The sequence below is a fragment of the Algorimicrobium echini genome, from assembly GCF_900115185.1.
Classification (GTDB): Bacteria; Bacteroidota; Bacteroidia; order Flavobacteriales; family Flavobacteriaceae; genus Algorimicrobium; species Algorimicrobium echini.
On the sequence record NZ_FOVN01000003.1, the window covers coordinates 213,173 to 231,568 of the forward strand.

An 18,396-nucleotide genomic window follows, 5' to 3' on the forward strand; every position below is an offset into this window, starting at 1 on the left:
TCTAGTTTCTTAATGGTTTTCCTGTTTTCAACATATGTTGAATACGTTCCAAAGTTTTACGCTCTGTACATAATGATAAAAAGGCTTCACGTTCTAAATCCAATAGGTATTGCTCGCTTACAAGTGTTGGTTCTGATAAATCGCCACCAGCCATAACGTAAGCTAGTTTATTGGCTATTTTCATATCGTGTTCACTTATGTAGTTACTATCTTCCATTGAGTCGGTTCCTACTAAAAACATTCCTAGAGCTTGTTTACCAAGAACCTTTACATCAGTACGTTTTACGGGTTGTGTGTAACCCATATCTGCCATTATTTTGGCATGTTGCTTTGCAACAGCAATCTGACGATCTTTATTAACTACTACAACATCTTTACCATGTTGTAATACGCCCATATCAAACGCTTCGTATGCTGATGTTGACACCTTTGCCATACCTATGGTTAGGAAATATTCTTGAAGCGTGTTTAACTGTACATCACCTTTTTTAAAGGTGTCAGAGGCACGTAAAGCCATTTCCTTGGATCCGCCTCCTCCAGGAATAACACCAACACCAAACTCTACAAGTCCCATATAGGTTTCTGCTGCTGCAACCACTTTATCGGCATGAAGTGATAATTCGCAACCACCACCCAAAGCCATGCCATGAGGTGCTGAAATAGTTGGGATAGCTGAATAACGCATACGCATCATGGTATCCTGGAAGTATTTAATAGCAGCATTTAATTCGTCGTATTCTTGCTCGGCAGCCATCATAAAAATCATTCCAATGTTTGCACCAACAGAGAAATTGGCAGCTTGATTTCCAATAACTAGTCCTGCGAAATCTTTTTCAGCTAAATCAATTGCTTTATTAAGTCCAGCCAATACATCACCTCCAATTGTGTTCATTTTACTTTGGAATTCACAATTAAGAATACCATCACCTAAATCTTCAATAACAACACCTGAATTTTTAAAGACTTCATTCGTTTTTCGAATATTATCTAAAATAATGAAGGCATCTTGACCAGGAATTTTTACTGTGGATTGCTTTGGAATATCATAATAATAAGAAGCCCCTTCCTTGACCGAATAAAATGATTTATTGCCAGATGCAAGCATGTCGTTTACCCAAGTGGCAGGTTCAAAACCTTCAGCTTTCATCATTTCAATTCCTTTTTCGACACCAATAGCATCCCAAATTTGGAATGGTCCGTGTTCCCAACCGAACCCAGCTTTCATGGCATCGTCTATTTTATATAACTCGTCTGTTATTTCAGGAATTCTGTTAGATACATAAGCAAACATGGCTGAAAAATTCTTTCGGTAGAAATCACCAGCTTTATCTTTTCCAGACACTAAAATAGGGAAGCGGTCTACTACTTTATCAACGGTTTTAGTTAATTCGAGTGTTGCAAATTTTGCCGATTTTTTAGGTCGGTACTCTAAAGTGTCTAGGTCTAAAGACTGAATTTCGCTTTTACCATTATCACCTTTTACTTTTTTATAGAAGCCTTGCCCTGTTTTACTACCTAACCATTTGTTTTCCATCATGGTGTTGATGAAATCTGGAAGTTTAAAAAGTTCGTGGGCTTCATCATTCGGGCAATTGTCATAAATACCATTAGCAACATGTACCAAGGTATCTAAACCAACTACATCCACGGTTCGGAAGGTTGCGGATTTAGGTCTGCCAATTACAGGTCCTGTTAGTTTATCGACTTCTTCTATAGTTAATCCCAATTCTTTTACTTGGTGAAATAAACTTTGAATTCCGAAAATACCGATACGGTTACCAATAAATGCAGGTGTATCTTTAGCAATAACGGAAGTTTTACCTAAAAATTTAGCGCCATAATCGTTTAAAAAGTCTAATACCTCAGGATCTGTTTTTGGCCCTGGTATAATTTCAAATAATTTTAAGTAACGTGCTGGGTTAAAAAAGTGTGTTCCACAGAAGTGTTTCTGAAAATCGTCACTTCGGCCTTCACTCATAAAGTGTATCGGAATACCAGAGGTGTTAGAAGTAATTAAAGTACCTGGTGTTCTATGTTTCTCTAAGTTTTCGAAAACTTGTTTCTTAATATCAAGACGTTCTACCACAACCTCAATAATCCAATCTACATCTTTTACTTTTGCTATGTCGTCTTCTAAATTACCCGTGGTAATCCTATTCGCAAATTTTTGATGATAAATAGGGGAGGGTTTTGATTTTAAAGCAGCCGTTAAAGATTCATTAACTATGCGGTTTCTAACTACTTTATCTTGTAAAGTTAGTTTTTTTGCTTCTTCGGTAGCGTTTAATTCTCTAGGAACAATGTCTAATAATAAGACATCTACACCAATATTGGCAAAATGACAAGCTATACCGCTTCCCATAATTCCGGAGCCTATAACTGCTATTTTTTTTATTCTACGTTTACTCATATTATTTAGGAATGTGTTCTTTTTGATTGTAAATTTTTTTGTTAGATATCATATTATTGATAATGTCTGCAACTTCATAAAAGCTTTCTAACTTTTCTGGTGAAACGTTTTTACGAATAGCTTCGTTGAAAGTAAGTACCTTTTCTCTTGAATAGGCGCGTTTTTCTCGTCCAAATTCTGTTAAGTGAATAATGACACCACGGCCATCTTCAGGATTGGGTCTGCGTTCTATTAACCCCTTTTCTTGCATGGTTTTTAATGTTCTTGAAAGACTTGTTGCTTCCATACCCATTTTAGGCCCTAATGATGTGGAAGCAGTGCCATGCTCTGGGTCAATACTTAATAATGCAAATCCAGTAGACATGCTTGTTTCAAATTTTGCCGCCTCTTCGTTATACATTTTATTTATAGCTAACCATGTGGTTCTAAATATATAATCGATGGTTTTATCCTTCATAATTACTTATTGGAAATCCAAATATAGTAAAAATATGTTATGCGTGCATAATAAATTGTAAAATTTTAACATTGGTTTTGGACAAAAAAAACTCCTAAAATAATTAGGAGTTTTTTTCTTAAGGTCTGTATATTTTTTCAATGAGATCTTTATATATTTCTTTGATCACTTTACGTTTCATTTTCATGGTTGGAGTAAGGTGTCCGCCTTCAATAGTCCAGGCATCAGGTGTTATTTCAAACTTTTTAATTTGTTCCCAATGACCAAATTTTTGGTTGGCTTCATTTATTTCCTCTTGAATTCGCTCTTGTAATTTTACATTTGAACACATATCAACTTTAGATTTAAAGGATAAATTGTGTCTTTTGGCCCATTCTTCTACAAATTCATAATTAAGTTGAATTAAAGCTGCTGGCATTTTTTCGCCTTCTCCAATAACCATAATTTGCTCTATAAAACGCGATTGTTTAAATTGGTTTTCAAGCAAGGCTGGAGCCACATATTTACCTCCAGAAGTTTTAAACATTTCTTTTTTTCTATCGGTTATTTTTAAAAAGCCATCAGTATCAAGTTCACCTATATCTCCCGTATGAAAATAATTATCTGTCATAACTTCTGCCGTTTTTTCAGGTTCTTTATAATAACCCTTCATAACGTTTGGTCCTTTGACTAAAATTTCACCATCGTCTGCAATTTTAATGTGTACATTATCAATAATTTTACCAACTGTTCCTATGCGAAATCCTCCATCTCGCATGTCATTTACAGAAATCACAGGAGATGTTTCGGTAAGTCCGTAGCCTTCCATTATAGGCATTTGTGCTGCTGCAAAAATACGTGTCAGTCTAGGCTGTAAAGCGGCACTTCCAGAAACCATTAAGTCTAACTGGCCTCCCAAACCTTCTTTCCATTTGCTAAAAATGAGTTTTCTAGCTAATTTAAGTTGTGTTTCATACCACCAACCATTAGCACCATAAGGTTCATATTTTAATCCTAGCTCTACAGCCCAAAAAAATAGTGCCTTTTTTACTCCAGATAATTCGCTCCCTTTTGCCACGATTTTATCATATACTTTTTCATATAAACGTGGAACGGCAGTCATAACATGAGGCTTAATTTCTTTTAAATTATCACTCATTTTTTCAATGGATTCTGCGAAATAAATTTCAACACCACAATACTGATATAAGTAGAGAATCATTCGCTCGAATACGTGGCAAACAGGTAAAAAACTCAACGATTTTGAATTTCCATAATCAAATGGCACGCGTTTTTCACTATCTAAAACATTGGAAACAAGATTTTTATGAGACAGCATTACGCCTTTAGGTTTTCCAGTGGTACCTGACGTATAAATTAACGTTGCTAAATCGTCTGTTTTTACTGCATTTTTACGAGTTTCAACATCGTTTTGATTACTCGTATCTTTTCCTAATTCTAGAATTTCCTTCCAGCTTTTTTCATTAGCAACATCATCAAAGGTGTAAATAGCTTTTAATTTTGTTTGCTCTTTTATAGCGTTTAATTTTTCTAAAATTGTTGTATCGGAAACAAAACAATAGGTGGCTTCAGAATGATTTAGAATATATTCATAATCTTCTTTAGAAATAGTTGGATAAATGGGTACATTTTGGGCACCAGTTTGTAATATTCCAATGTCCATAACATTCCATTCGGTTCTATTGGTAGTTGAAATGACAGCAATTTTATCATTGGGTTGCACACCCAAACGCAATAACCCTCTACTAATAGCGTTGGCTTGATTCACGTACTCTTGTGAGGAAATTGACTCCCATTTACCATGATATTTGGAAGTAAATGCTTTATCTAAATTATAAGTTTCCAACTGGTGATACGGAAAGTCAAAAATTCTGGTAATTTGAGTCATGTTTATAAGAAGTTTGAAGACTTGCAAATTATGAAAAAAAACTGATATTAAAATGATGACACAAAAAAAGGAGCTTGAAATAAGCAAGCTCCTTGATTAGTAATTAATTATCCTTTTAATTTATTTGTTCTCTAGCCACTTTCTAGCATTCACAAAGGCTTCAAGCCAAGGAGATACTTCATCTTTTCTATTTTTTGGATAATGAGCCCAATTCCATTGGAATGTTGAGCGTTCAATATGTGGCATGGTTACTAAATGTCTTCCTGTTTTATCACACATCATGGCTGTATTAAAATCAGAACCATTAGGATTTGCAGGATAGCCTTCATAGCCGTATTTAGCGACAATGTTATAATCTTTCTCCTTGTTAGGTAGACTAAACTTACCTTCACCATGAGATATCCAAACACCTAATTTACATCCTTCCAAACTAGATAGCATAACAGAATTATTTTTCTGAATCTCTACTGAAGTAAAGGAGCTTTCGTGTTTTTTAGAATTGTTATATGTTAACTTTCCATGTGTATCATGATCTGGATTTACCAATTCGAGTTCCATCCAAAGTTGAGCCCCATTACAAATACCCACAGATAGTGTGTCTTCACGTTTAAAGAAATTCTTTAAAGCGGTATTAGCTTTTTCGTTATATAAAAACGCACCTGCCCAACCTTTAGCAGAGCCTAATACATCAGAATTTGAAAAACCACCTACAGCACCAATAAACTGAATATCTTCTAAAGTTTCACGACCAGAAATTAAATCGGTCATGTGAACATCCTTCACATCAAATCCAGCTACATACATGGCATTTGCCATTTCGCGTTCAGAGTTTGAACCTTTTTCACGTAGAATAGCTGCTTTTGGTTTCTTATTACGGTTCGCATTTGCCGAATCACTCGATATGATGTCTGATAATTTTCCAGTAAAATGTTTAGGGAAAATATATTCTAATGGTTGATCCTTATAGTTGTCAAAACGGTTTTGTGCTAAACCATTTGCCGTTTGTTTTTGATCTAATAGGAAAGATGTTTTATACCAAACATCACGTAATCTTGAAATGGTTAGTGTATATACTTCATTATGGTTAATAATGCTTAACACATCACTTTCTTGAACGGTTCCTATATTAAAGAACTCAATATTTGCGTCTATTAATAGCTGTTCAACAGAATTATCAGTTGCTTGAAAAACAATTCCTGCATTTTCAGAGAATAGTAGTTTAATAGAATCTTTTTCGTTCAAATGAGATAGGTCTATTTCTGCTCCTAAATTTTTATCTGCAAAACACATTTCTAATAGTGTTGTAATTAAACCACCAGAAGCCACATCATGTCCAGCGACAATTTTATCAGTTTTAATTAAATCCTGAATGGTATTAAAAACGGTTTTTACAAATTCTGGATTTGTAACATCTGGTGTTTCATTACCGATAGCGTTTAAGGTTTGGTTAAATGAGCTTCCGCCTAACTTATACGCATCTTGAGAGACATTAATATAGTATATGTTTCCCGCACTTTTTTGGAAAACAGGTTCAACAACTTTTGTAATATCATTACAGTTACCAGCAGCAGAAATAATAACCGTTCCTGGAGAAATAACCTCTTCATTTGGATATTTCTGTTTCATGGAAAGCGAGTCTTTTCCAGTTGGTACATTAATACCTAAATTGATAGCGAATTCAGAAACCGCTTCAACTGCGTCGTATAAGCGTGCATCTTCACCTTCATTTTTACAAGGCCACATCCAGTTTGCAGACAATGAAACACTTTTTAAACCGTCTTTTAAAGGTGCCCAAACAATGTTTGTAAGCGATTCGGTAATGGCATTTCTACTACCTGCTTTTGGGGAAATTAAGCCAGAAATTGGCGCATGCCCAACGGAAGTAGCAATACCTTCTTTTCCTTTATAATCTAAAGCCATGACACCACAGTTATTTAATGGTAACTGTAAAGCGCCTGCACATTGTTGTTTGGCAACTTTTCCACCAACACATCGATCTACTTTATTGGTAAGCCAATCCTTACAAGCTACTGCTTCTAGCTGTAAAACTTGATCTAAATAAATTAGTAAATTTTTAGATTTATATCTTGGGTTTTTATAATTCCTAGCAACCGTATTGTCTGTCATGATTGTTTTAGGGGAACTTCCAAACATGTCTTCTAAAGCCAAGTCCATAGGTTTATGACCTTCAGATTTAGATTCAAAAGTAAATCGATGATCACCAGTAACATTACCCACGGTATACATTGGCGAACGTTCTCGCTCAGCAATTTTTTGTAAGGTTTGGATATGTTTTGCTCCAATAACTAATCCCATACGTTCTTGCGACTCGTTTCCAATAATTTCTTTAGCCGAAAGGGTCGGGTCTCCAACAGGTAATTTATCTAGATTAATATTACCACCTGTTTCTTCCACCAACTCACTTAAGCAGTTTAAATGACCACCAGCACCATGATCGTGAATAGAAACTATATAGTTCTCATCGCTTTCTACCATACCACGTATGGCGTTTGCGGCACGTTTTTGCATTTCAGGGTTGGAACGTTGTACGGCATTTAATTCAATTCCTGATTCAAATTCTCCAGTGTCAGCAGAAGAAACAGCTGCACCACCCATACCTATTCGGTAATTTTCACCACCTAGAATAACAATATTATCGCCTTCTTTAGGCAAGTCTTTTATAGCTTGTTCTGCTTTTCCATAACCAATGCCTCCAGCTTGCATGATCACTTTGTCATAGCCTAACTTTCTCGCTTTTGCCTGGCTAGAAGCTGAATTTTCTTCATGTTCAAATGTTAAAACAGAACCGCAAATAAGTGGTTGTCCAAACTTGTTTCCAAAATCTGACGCACCATTAGATGCTTTTATTAATATATCCATAGGAGTTTGGTATAACCAAGGACGTGCTGTCATTTTTTCTTCCCAAGGACGTTTTTCCTCTAATCTAGAATACGAGGTCATGTATACGGCTGTTCCTGCTAATGGTAACGAGCCTTTTCCACCAGCCAGCCTATCTCTAATTTCTCCACCAGAACCAGTAGCAGCGCCATTAAAGGGTTCAACGGTTGTTGGGAAATTATGTGTTTCTGCTTTTAAAGAGATAACAGAATCAAATTCTTTAATTTGATAATAATCGGGTTTGTCTGCTGTTTTAGGAGCAAACTGTTCTACACGTGGTCCTTTTACAAACGCCACATTATCTTTATAGGCAGAAACAATATCGTTAGGGTTCTTGTTTGATGTTTCTCGAATCATTTTGAATAATGAAACAGGTTTTTCTTGACCGTCAATAATGAAGGTGCCATTGAATATTTTATGGCGACAATGTTCCGAATTCACCTGTGAAAACCCAAATACTTCTGAATCAGTTAAAGGTCGTCCAATTTTTTTAGAAACACTTTCCAGATACGCTATTTCTTCTTCATTAAGCGCTAGACCTTCTTGTTGATTATAAGCAGAAATATCATCAATGTTTAAAATAGATTCTGGTTGTATGTTGATAGAAAATGAATCTTGATTTAACCCATTGTATTTTTCTGAAATCATAGGGTCATAATCCTTAAAATCGTGAGTAGCAACATGGAACTCCTCAATACGAATTATATTTTCTATACCCATGTTTTGGGTGATTTCTACAGCATTTGTACTCCAAGGCGTAATCATTGCAGCACGAGGACCAACAAAAAAAGCATCCAGAGATGCTTGTTCTATTTTTGGCTGGTTGCCAAATAACCATACTAATTTAGATATGGTTTCGGTTGATAATTCTTTTGTTGCTTGAACAGCAAAAACTTTACTGTTTTGGTTTCCGAAGAAGTGAATCATTATGTATGAGTTAGATTGTGTTGTTTTTTATAATGTGCAAATTTACTTTTTTTCATTGTAATAATAACTATTTCAAGTATTGAAAATCGCGAGTTATTCACGAGTTATTCACCATAAAAAAAGCGACTCGTTAAAGTCGCTTTTAAAATTTATTTCTTGATAAGTTTTTTACTTATGGTTGTTTCGTTTTGTTTAATTCTTAAAATATAAATACCACTGGTTAATTGATCCGTTGGTATCACATCTGATTTGTAAATCATGCTTGAAATCACTTTTTTACCTAGAACATTGTATATTTCTACTTGAGTTTCTGTTGGATACTTTAAATTGATTTTTAAGCTGTTCTTAACAGGATTTGGAAATATAGTAACATCTGACACTGTAAAATCATTGGTACTTAAGTTTGAGTAGCACGTCCATGATAAATCATCAAAAGCAACTCTATTAGATGTTCCACTATTGCCATCAATTACAATGGAAACAGAACCTTCAACATTTATGTTTGGAATGGTTATAGTTTGAACAGCATCTTGGTCGCCATATGCTATTGTTCCAACGACTGTATTATTAACTTTTAAATTGAAAGTTCCTCCAGATCCACCAAAAACTCGTTTGGTTGTTACTGTAAAGCTTCCAATACCTCCAGCTGTTGCAGGAGCTGTAAGGCTTCCGTTTCTAATGGTAATAGCCCTATTTGTAATAGTTTGATCTGTCCTAGCATCGGTTGCAGTCCAATTTCCTCCATTGTCTCCTGTCCAATTTCTTGTATCGTAACTACCACTATTTGCAGGGATACTTTCAAACGTTTCAGATAAACAATTTACGCCTACACCATTATTTGTAGTTGTTTCACAAGCTTGATTACTGAAGTCAGATTCATTTCCAGCTGCATCTTTTGCTTTAATGGTAAAACAATAGTTGGTATCAGCCATCAGTCCTGGAACCGTAAAATTAGTTCCACTAGTGTTAAATGAATTAACTCCATCAATATACACATCATAGGAAACTACAGCCACATTATCTGTTGATGCAGTCCAGTTTAAATCGATTGTATTGTCGGTAGGGTTGGACGCTATTAAGTTTGTAGCTACTGTAGGTGCTTCGGTATCTGGAGTAGGATTCCATATAGCATTTACATATTCGGGATGATCTACAAATGGATTTCTGTTTGATTGGTGGTTATAGAAGATATTATCATTTCTGTCAATTTCTTTTTGAGAAACAGGATCCATTGCATGCCATTGTAATAAAATGTTTAAAAAGGTTTCTTCAAAAACTACATCTGAAGTACCATTAAACATGGGGTAACTTCCCCAACCAGCAACTTGATCTTCATAACGGGTTGCAAAATAGAAGTGGATGCGAGCAATATCACCCTTAAATTCATCAATTGGTTCAAATACGGTACCTGTATATCCAGCTGAATAACCACTGTTTAAATTTCCTCCTAGTTTAGAGCCGTTTTGTGTTGGGTTAGTAATACCGTTTTGGTTTGTTAAGTTCGTATCGTCAACGCGTCCAAAGGGAAAACTACCTCTAAATCCATTAACTCGCCCATCCGTAGGTAATAACTCATGAGCATCACTGCGCATAGGTGTTTGTTCATTGAAAACGGATTGCGGAATTACGTGTTCTTTGTTATAACAATCCCCTTCGCCACTATAATTTCCACACTCGTCTGAACCTGGCGTAAATGTGTAGGGATCTGCACCATTAGGATTTTCAGAATATGGGTCTAAAATAGTGTTACTTCCTATTTCATAATAATTATCTAATTCATAAGAAGAAATAAAACCATCCATAGCATCATATCCTTGATCGTTATGAAAATATTCTGGAGTTAAACCGTCGTTTGCTGTATTAATAATACGTTTTAATTGTGTTTTAAGCGTATATCCTGTTCCAGTTGCTGTACTATAATAATTTGCAGGTACTTGCGCAAAGGCAGCTGATCCTATTAATAAAACGAGTAAAGTGTAAAGTTTTTTCATGCTATTAATTTTTTATTTCTTTTGAAGTAATGCCATATAAAACCCGTCGAAACCAGTTTTAGACGCGAGTACTTTATTCTCTTTTACAAATGTAAAATCTTTTCCAGATTCCGATGCTAAAAATGTGTTAACTTGATTTTGGTTTTCGGATGGTAAAACAGAGCAAGTAGCATAAACTAGTTGTCCGCCAGACTTTACAATTCGTGAATATTGTTGAAGGATTTCTTGCTGTGTTTTTTTTATATTATCTAAAAATTCAGGTTCTAATTTCCATTTAGCATCTGGATTTCTTTTTAAAACACCTAAACCCGAACACGGTGCATCAATCAAAACCCGATCGGCTTTATCATAAAGTTTTTTAATAACTTTTGTTGAATCTATATGCCTTGGTTCAATATTATGTGCACCATTTCGCTTGGCGCGACGTTTTAGTTCATTGAGTTTATTGGCATAAATATCCAGTGCAATAATTTGTCCTTTATTATCCATTAGGGATGCTAAATGCAATGTTTTTCCACCAGCTCCAGCACAGGTATCAACTACACGCATACCTGGTTCTACATTTAAAAATTCAGCAACTAATTGTGATGATGCATCCTGAACTTCAAAATGCCCATTTTTAAAGGCATCAGTTGTAAACACATTAGCACGTTCTTTTAGTCTTAAAGCATTTGGGTAATCTTTAATGAATTCCGAATCAATTTCTAAATCAAATAATTCCGCTTGTAGTTTTTCTTTAGTTGTTTTAAGTGTATTAACACGCAAAACAACATCTGCTTGCTCATTTAAAGCAGCAATTTCTTTTGTCCATGCCGCTTCACCTAATTCTTTAACGCCCAGTTCGTCCATCCAGTCTGGGATAGATTCTTTGAATTTTCTAATTTTAGAAAGCTCATCAAAACGGCCTTTAATTTTACGTGACGGTGTGTTTTCAAAGTATTTCCAATCTGGTAATTTTAGGCCTCTTAAGGTTGCCCAAACAGCAAAAACGCGCCATAAATCTTCGCGGCTATAGGGTTCTTTTACTTCAGCAATTTCTGTGTATAAACGTTTCCAACGTACGATTTCGTAAGTTGTTTCGGCTACAAAACCACGATCACGACTTCCCCAGCGTTTATCGCGTTTTAATAGTTGCTGAATAACTTTATCAGCATATTTTCCTTCGTTAAATATAAGTGTTAAACCGTCTATTACGGCAAAACATAAGTTTCTGTGTAATCGCATTTTTTATATGTGTGAAGCATTCTGAAGTTAATAATTAAAAAATCAGGATACTTTTTAGTTGTTTAAAAGCATGCAAAGGTACATAAACTTTATTTCTTTGGAAGTTTATCTAAATATTCGTTTAGCTTTTCTATTTTTATGAAAAATAATAAGTATGAAATTTTTTTTTCTAGCACTAACGGCACTCTCACTTTTTAGCTGTAATAATGACTCTGAAAAGCCTTGGAAACCTATTTCAAGAGTAGAAATTGAAACGATTTTAAACGATTCTACCCTAAGCATTCGTGCTTTAGAAATTTTAGATTCTAAAAGTCTAGCCTTTGGCGCTAATAACAATACCTATGGATTGTATAATATGGAATCAAATACGTGGTTAATTTCTGAACAAACACACGATTCTCTTAATCTAGAATTTAGAGCTATTGGGAATAATTCAGAAGATTTTTTCATGTTAAGTGTTGGAAATCCAGCACTATTGTTTAAAACTTCCAATTCAGGTACCATGGAATTGGTTTATAAAGAAGTTCATGAAAAGGTGTTTTATGATGCCATGGCGTTTTGGAATAAACAAGAGGGTATTGCCATTGGTGATGCTACTGATACTTGTTTGAGTATTATTATTACGAGAGATGCTGGTAAAACTTGGCAAAAAATTCCGTGTGATGAATTGCCGGATGCAAGTCATGGTTCCGCTGCTTTTGCAGCTAGTAACACGAATATTGTGGTTAAAGGATCTAAAACATGGGTTGCAACAGGAGGGAAGGTTAGTACTGTTTTATATTCTGGTGATAAAGGTAAAAGCTGGGAAGCAATTAATACACCTATTATTCAAGGTTTAGAAACAACTGGTTTATATTCCATAGATTTTTATGATGAGATGGTTGGTTTTGGAATTGGAGGTGATTATACAAAGCCTGATGATAATTCAGCAAATAAAATTAGGACTATAGATGGCGGTAAAACGTGGGAGTTGGTTGCTGAAAATAAAGAGCCAGGTTATCGTAGTTGTATTCAATATATTCCAAACAGTGATGGAAAAGAATTGCTAGCTGTTGGATTTAAAGGTATGGACTATTCCAACGATAATGGAACGACTTGGACACATGTAACCGATGAAGGGTTTTATTCTATTCGTTTTTTAAATGATAGTATTGCCTATGCGTCTGGAAAGGGAAGAGTGAGTAAAGTTGTGTTTAAAAGATAATAAAAAAGCAGCTTGAGTGCTGCTTTTTTATATCATGGTGTTTTTTTAGATTTTTTGTGACGATTTTTATATTCTTCAAACATTTTTCGTTTAAAATCGTCTTCTACTTTTTTTAGTAAAACTACTTTTTTTGCTGGTAATACAGTTAACAAGTCAGTCATATATTTTTGAAATAACTGATGTCTTTTGTTAGACAGTTCACGCATTTCGTTAATTAATATTTTGGCTTCATTTTCTGTTAAATTATCAACGTCAATGTTTTTACGTTTAGCTGAACTCGCATCTCGAAGCGCGTCATAACTATCTTCAAACGTATTGTAAATAGGCCAGAATTTTTGCGCTTCTGTTTGAGTGAGATTTAATTTTTCGGTTATATAAGCTACTTTCAACGTTTTAATTTTTTCATGATGATCATCTCTGTTTTGAGAAAAACCAACTGTGCTTATCAGTGCCGTTATTAGTATTAAAATTGTCTGTTTCATGTGATTGTTTTTATAAAAAACCTACTTGGAGTTATTGCTCAATTATTCGTGAGAAAAACTTTTTAGTATGCTTGTATTAATGCAGGTTTTGTTGTTATTCAAAATCTTCAATATCCGTATTATTATATAAATAGCTTTCTAATGACACATCACTTAAGGCTTCATTATAAATGGCATCTTCAAAAGTAGATGGGTCTAAAATAAGGTTGTTAAAGGTTGCTGATTCGTAATCATTTGAAAGGATATAATTTTCAATACTTTCGTTATCTAAAGATGAAAAATTGACTGATTTATTAAAGTCGGGCATTGTAATCATTAAAACAGCAATGGCAGCAATACTAGCAACATATAACCATGCTTTTTTGGAATAGAGCGGAATAACTTTGGTTTCTGTTTTTTTATTTGTTTTGTTATTAAGCTCTGCTACCTGAAATGTTTCAAAATAATTTTCAGGTACTTTAAAACCTGATGTCTTACTTTTCTCTTTGAGTGAAATGTCACTCAAAAGTCTTTCCTCAAAGGTTTCAAAGTAATTATCTGGTGTTTTAAAACCTGATTTTTTAAGGGTATGTAATTTACTGTTTTTCATTACTGTTTAGACTCAAAATTCTTTTAAAGGTTTAATCATTAAGTAGATAGTCTTCAACTTTTTTTACGGCTATATGATAGGAGGCTTTTAAAGCGCCTTCACTGGTTTCTAAAATCTCAGACATGTCTTTATATTTTAAATCCTGAAAATATTTCATATTAAAAACCAATTGTTGTTTTTCTGGTAATTTAGCAATGGCACGTTGTAATTTGAGTTGAATAGCTTCCCCTTCAAAATAAACGTCCGATTGCATGTTTTGAATCGCTAAATTCTGAACCTCTTCATTGGAAACTTGCATTTGCTTGGCTCGTTTATTGATAAAGGTAAGCGCTTCATTGGTTGCAATCCGGTACATCCATGAAAATAATTTACTATCGCCTTTAAAACTATTAATATTTCTATAGATTTTTATAAAGGTATTTTGTAAAACATCATCTGTGTCGTCATGCGATTTTACGATATGCCGAATATGCCAATATAGTCGTTCTTTATATTGCGATACCAATTCATTGAAAGCCACATGGCGTGTGCTTTCAGATTTTAAATTGGCTACTAATTGGGCTTCGGTAATCACAATTTGATTTTTACTTTAGACTTATAAAAGGTAAAAAAGTTTAATGAGACTTTTAAAATAAGTTTTCAGTGCTCAAGGAGTGTTGTGTTTAATAAAAGTTACCAGTTATTTTATGTGGAAAAGTAATTTGAAATAGCCTCATTTTTAAGAGTCATACTGCTTGAAAACCTATTCAAAACTCTGCATGTCTACCAACCTACGGTACATACCATTTTTAACCATAAGCTCGGTGTGAGTACCTTGTTCTACTATTTGTCCGTGTTGCATTACTACAATTAAGTTTGCATTTTGGATAGTGGATAAACGGTGGGCAATAACAATGGATGTACGGTTCTTCATCATATTTTCTAAAGCCACTTGAACCAAACGTTCACTTTCCGTATCTAAAGCTGAAGTAGCTTCATCTAGAATCATAATTGGTGGGTTTTTCAGGACAGCTCTTGCAATACTTAAACGCTGTTTTTGGCCACCAGAAAAATTATTACCAGCATCACCAACATTGGTATTTATGCCATTAGGTAACTCTTTCACAAACTCCCAGGCATTAGCAATTTTTAAGGCGTCTATAACTTCAGCGTCTGACGCACCAGGTTTTCCAATTAGAATATTGTTTTTTATGGATTCATTAAATAATATGGAGTCCTGTGTTACTAATCCCATGTGGTCTCTTAAGGATTTTTTAGTCATGTCCTTAATATTAATACCATCAATAGAAATATCGCCTTCATTTACATCATAAAAACGAGTTACTAAATTAGCTATAGTGCTTTTACCGCTTCCAGATTGTCCTACAAGCGCTACTGTTTTACCTTTTTCTACTTCTACACTAAAATCTTTAAGAACTAAATCATTATCGTACTTAAAGGAAATATTGTTTATTGAAACACGATCTTTAAAATCCTTAAACTCAATTGCGTTTGGCTTATCTTGCATGTTATCTTTCTCGTGTAAGATTTCAAAAACACGATCGGCTGCTGCCATACCATTTTTAACCTTATAACTTGCTTTACTAATAGCTTTAGCAGGTGTTAAAATACCATAAGCTAAAAGCATAAAGCCAATAAAAGTGGTGCCTTCAATGACTTGGTCTATAAGTACTAACTTACCACCATACCATAATAATACTGCAATAGTTATAATCCCTAATATTTCACTTACAGGTCCTGCTAAATTGTTTTTAAGTCCTATGCTATTGGAGAGTTTAAGAAGTTTTCCTGCTGAATTTCTGAAGTTCTCTTTAAAAATAGGTTCTGCATTATAGCTTTTTACAATTTTTAAACCTGTTAATGTTTCTTCTACAATTGAAATTAGTCTGCCAGATTCTTGTTGTGCCGTTAAAGATTCACTTTTAAGTCTTTTTCCTATTCTGGAAATAATAAATCCAGCAGTTGGAATAAAAATTAAAACAAATAAGGATAAGCGCCAATTAATATAAAACATGGTTCCTAATGCAAAAATGATATTTAAAGGCTCTCTAACAATTAGCTCTAAAACAATAAATAGGGAATTTTGCATTTCACCAATATCGCCTAAAATACGTGCCATAACATCTCCCTTCTGTCTTTTTGAATAGAACTTTAAAGGCAGGTTGATAATATTGTCATACATATCATTACGTAAATCCGTTAAAACACCGTTTTTAAGGTACATAACATGCTGGCTTGCTAAATATCCAAATAGGTTTTTTAGAGCAAACGTTGAGATAACAATGATGATGACTATAATTAAAGCCATTTGTGCATTATTCCCATCGAGATAACCACTTATTTTAAAGTTAAGCATATCATTAGCATAGTCCTTTAAATCGCCAATACCATTCCAAACAGGTGTTTCAGTTACTCTAGTAGTTTTATCAAACAGAACATTAAGCATTGGAATTAATGCCACAAAGGAAAGGGTTGTAAATAGAGCATTTAGAATATTAAAAATAACGTTTAGAAAAACGTGCTTTTTATATGTTTTAATAAATGGGAGTAGTTGCTTTATTATTTTTTTCATCTAATTTAGATTCATGTCTTTCACAATTGCATCAATTTTATTTTCCAATTTCTGTTCCGTTGCTTGAAACGCTGACACATTGTCTAAGTTGGTATTTACGCTAATGTAGAACTTAATTTTTGGTTCGGTTCCACTAGGTCTTAATGCAATTTGACTACCGTCTTCTAAATAATAAATAAGGACATTGGATTTTGGAACGTGAATTTGTTCAATATGTCCATTTTTAATTTGTTTAGATTGCGATAATAGGTAGTCTTCAATTTTTATGACTTTAGAACCATTTACTGTTTTTAAAGGGTTTTCACGTGCGTCATACATCATTTGTTCTATTTCTTTTGCACCTTCAATTCCTTTTTTTGTCATGGAAATTAAACGCTCCTTATAAAATCCATGTTCTTTATAAATATTAATTAATGACTGATAAACTGAACGACCTTCAGCTTTAGCTTGGGCTGCAATTTCGCAAGCTAAAAGGGTAGCGGTAACAGCATCTTTGTCGCGTACAAAGTCGCCAACCATAAAACCAAAACTTTCTTCGCCACCACCAATAAAATCAAGCTCTGGAAAATCTTTTATCATTTTAGCAATCCACTTAAAACCGGTTAAGCCAATTTTACATTCAACCTGATAAGCATCTGCTAACTTTTGCATCATGGGTGTAGATACAATGGTAGAACCAATAAATTCTTTGCCTTTAATTCTGTTAGCGGTTTTCCATTGCTTTAACAAAAACTCTGTCATAATTATCATGGCCTGATTGCCATTTAAGATAATCATGTTATTATTTAAATCTCTGACAGCTACACCAACACGGTCGCTATCTGGATCGGTTCCAATAACAATATCAGCCTTAACTTGTTCTGCTAATTCTAAAGCCATTTTTAAGGCTGCAGGTTCTTCAGGGTTTGGCGATTTTACCGTTGGGAAATTTCCGTCAGGCTTGGCTTGTTCTTTAACGATGTGTACATGATTATAACCAGCACGTTTTAGGGTTTCTGGAATAATAGTAATGGATGTGCCATGTAGTGAGGTGAAAACAATATTCAGATTGTCTTTGGCTTCCTGACTGGTATTAAAACTACCATTTTTAACCGACGCATTGATGAATACATTATCTAAAGCTTCGCCGATATAATTTATTAGTTGTTCTTGAGCCTTAAAATTAATTTCGGAATATTCTAATCTATTTATTTCCGCAATGATTTCGGTATCTTGTGGTGGAACCAACTGACCACCATCCTGCCAGTACACTTTAAATCCGTTGTATTCTGGCGGATTGTGAGAAGCTGTTAATACAATACCACAGTGACACTTTAAATGTTTTAGTGTAAATGATAATTCGGGAGTAGGTCTTAAATCTTCGAATAAAAACACTTCTATGTTGTTGGCAGAAAATACGTTAGCTACCAGTTTTGCTAAATTTTGACTATTATGTCGGCAATCGAAAGCAATAGCGACTTTAATAATTTCGCCAAGAAAATGTTCTTTTAAATAATTGCTTAAACCTTGAGTGTTTCTTCCAAGGGTATATTTGTTAATTCGGTTAGTACCTATTCCCATAATGCCTCGCATTCCACCAGTTCCAAATTCTAAATCTTTGTAGAAAGCTTCTTGCAATTCGGTTGGATTGGTGGCTATTAAATTTTTAATATAATCTTGAGTTTCTTCGTCAAAAGTAGGCGTTAACCAAGAGTTTACACGCGATAATAATTCAGGTTTAATGTGTATCATAGTTTTAACAAAATAGCGTACAA

The 18,396-nt window shown here is 34.3% G+C and carries 12 protein-coding genes; 1 reads left to right on the forward strand and 11 read right to left on the reverse strand.

Annotated features, from left to right (window positions below; genetic code table 11):
- Position 1: 1 nt before the first annotated feature.
- The 6 genes from BM239_RS09715 to BM239_RS09740 form a co-directional block, all read right to left on the reverse strand.
- Positions 2-2,410 (reverse strand): 3-hydroxyacyl-CoA dehydrogenase/enoyl-CoA hydratase family protein, encoded by a 2,409-nt coding sequence (locus tag BM239_RS09715; RefSeq protein WP_092208028.1) that lies wholly within the window; start codon positions 2,408-2,410, stop codon positions 2-4.
- Position 2,411: 1 nt separating this feature from the next.
- Positions 2,412-2,867 (reverse strand): MarR family winged helix-turn-helix transcriptional regulator, encoded by a 456-nt coding sequence (locus BM239_RS09720; RefSeq protein ID WP_092208030.1) that lies wholly within the window; start codon positions 2,865-2,867, stop codon positions 2,412-2,414.
- A 118-nt stretch (positions 2,868-2,985) separates the two neighbouring features.
- Positions 2,986-4,755, reverse strand: coding sequence for an AMP-dependent synthetase/ligase (locus tag BM239_RS09725; RefSeq protein ID WP_092208032.1), 1,770 nt, complete (start codon positions 4,753-4,755; stop codon positions 2,986-2,988).
- 120 nt (positions 4,756-4,875) lie between these two features.
- On the reverse strand, positions 4,876-8,580 hold the full coding sequence (gene purL / locus BM239_RS09730) for a phosphoribosylformylglycinamidine synthase (protein WP_092208034.1): 3,705 nt from the start codon (positions 8,578-8,580) through the stop codon (positions 4,876-4,878).
- Between the two features lie 149 nt (positions 8,581-8,729).
- On the reverse strand, positions 8,730-10,571 hold the full coding sequence (locus BM239_RS09735; protein ID WP_092208036.1) for an endonuclease: 1,842 nt from the start codon (positions 10,569-10,571) through the stop codon (positions 8,730-8,732).
- 12 nt (positions 10,572-10,583) lie between these two features.
- Entirely contained in the window at positions 10,584-11,795 is a 1,212-nt protein-coding gene (locus BM239_RS09740) for an RsmB/NOP family class I SAM-dependent RNA methyltransferase (protein ID WP_092208038.1), read from the reverse strand.
- A 154-nt stretch (positions 11,796-11,949) separates the two neighbouring features.
- On the opposite strand from BM239_RS09740, the gene BM239_RS09745 reads away from it, so the two are divergent.
- Positions 11,950-12,999, forward strand: coding sequence for a WD40/YVTN/BNR-like repeat-containing protein (locus BM239_RS09745; RefSeq protein WP_092208040.1), 1,050 nt, complete (start codon positions 11,950-11,952; stop codon positions 12,997-12,999).
- Between the two features lie 32 nt (positions 13,000-13,031).
- On the opposite strand, the gene BM239_RS09750 is transcribed toward BM239_RS09745, so the two are convergent.
- The 5 genes from BM239_RS09750 to BM239_RS09770 form a co-directional block, all read right to left on the reverse strand.
- A complete protein-coding gene (locus BM239_RS09750) occupies positions 13,032-13,481 on the reverse strand; it encodes a hypothetical protein (RefSeq protein ID WP_092208042.1) in 450 nt (149 codons plus the stop codon).
- Positions 13,482-13,575: 94 nt separating this feature from the next.
- Positions 13,576-14,070, reverse strand: coding sequence for a hypothetical protein (locus tag BM239_RS09755; RefSeq protein ID WP_092208044.1), 495 nt, complete (start codon positions 14,068-14,070; stop codon positions 13,576-13,578).
- A gap of 31 nt (positions 14,071-14,101) precedes the next feature.
- Entirely contained in the window at positions 14,102-14,644 is a 543-nt protein-coding gene (locus BM239_RS09760; protein ID WP_092208046.1) for an RNA polymerase sigma factor, read from the reverse strand.
- Positions 14,645-14,812: 168 nt separating this feature from the next.
- Positions 14,813-16,642 carry an ABC transporter ATP-binding protein gene (locus BM239_RS09765; RefSeq protein WP_092208048.1) on the reverse strand — a complete coding sequence of 610 codons (1,830 nt, stop codon included), beginning with the start codon at positions 16,640-16,642 and terminating at the stop codon, positions 14,813-14,815.
- Complete coding sequence (locus tag BM239_RS09770; protein ID WP_177209020.1) at positions 16,643-18,373, reverse strand: phospho-sugar mutase; 1,731 nt, start codon at positions 18,371-18,373, stop codon at positions 16,643-16,645.
- Positions 18,374-18,396 lie beyond the last annotated feature (23 nt).

Coding starts and splice junctions, on each gene's coding strand:
- BM239_RS09715 (WP_092208028.1), bottom strand. CDS start 2,410: ATGAGTAAACGTAGAATAAAAAAAATAGCAGTTATAGGCTCCGGAATT.
- BM239_RS09720 (WP_092208030.1), bottom strand. CDS start 2,867: ATGAAGGATAAAACCATCGATTATATATTTAGAACCACATGGTTAGCT.
- BM239_RS09725 (WP_092208032.1), bottom strand. CDS start 4,755: ATGACTCAAATTACCAGAATTTTTGACTTTCCGTATCACCAGTTGGAA.
- purL (WP_092208034.1), bottom strand. CDS start 8,580: ATGATTCACTTCTTCGGAAACCAAAACAGTAAAGTTTTTGCTGTTCAA.
- BM239_RS09735 (WP_092208036.1), bottom strand. CDS start 10,571: ATGAAAAAACTTTACACTTTACTCGTTTTATTAATAGGATCAGCTGCC.
- BM239_RS09740 (WP_092208038.1), bottom strand. CDS start 11,795: ATGCGATTACACAGAAACTTATGTTTTGCCGTAATAGACGGTTTAACA.
- BM239_RS09745 (WP_092208040.1), top strand. CDS start 11,950: ATGAAATTTTTTTTTCTAGCACTAACGGCACTCTCACTTTTTAGCTGT.
- BM239_RS09750 (WP_092208042.1), bottom strand. CDS start 13,481: ATGAAACAGACAATTTTAATACTAATAACGGCACTGATAAGCACAGTT.
- BM239_RS09755 (WP_092208044.1), bottom strand. CDS start 14,070: ATGAAAAACAGTAAATTACATACCCTTAAAAAATCAGGTTTTAAAACA.
- BM239_RS09765 (WP_092208048.1), bottom strand. CDS start 16,642: ATGAAAAAAATAATAAAGCAACTACTCCCATTTATTAAAACATATAAA.
- BM239_RS09770 (WP_177209020.1), bottom strand. CDS start 18,373: ATGATACACATTAAACCTGAATTATTATCGCGTGTAAACTCTTGGTTA.